Annotated in this window: 1 protein-coding gene; it reads right to left on the reverse strand. The window is 60.0% G+C overall.

Annotation, left to right across the window (positions count from 1 at the left end; genetic code table 11):
* On the reverse strand, positions 1–245 hold a 245-nt coding region (locus KVT28_RS26110; RefSeq protein WP_217551177.1), incomplete at both ends, for a DNA repair protein RecO.

The following is a 245-nucleotide window of genomic DNA, read 5'->3' on the forward strand; positions in this document are numbered from 1 at the left end:
AGAAAATCCACGCCGTAACCGAGATGCCCGAGCAGCGCCAGCTCAACGCGGCGCAGCGCCGGTTCAGGCGAGCCGTTGCCTGCCGCCAGCGTTTGGGTGCAATTCAGGTAATCAAAGAACATATCAGAGAAGGGAATTTGCTGCTCCAGCACGCGCGACAGCAGCTCGTTGTCGTAGAGCCCGCAATAGAGCGTAATGCCGCTGAGCGGCAATGCCAGCGAAACGGCTTCGGCATTGCGCAGCGT

The sequence above is a fragment of the Pantoea sp. GbtcB22 genome (genome assembly GCF_019091025.1).
In the GTDB taxonomy this organism is placed as follows: domain Bacteria; phylum Pseudomonadota; class Gammaproteobacteria; order Enterobacterales; family Enterobacteriaceae; genus Pantoea; species Pantoea leporis.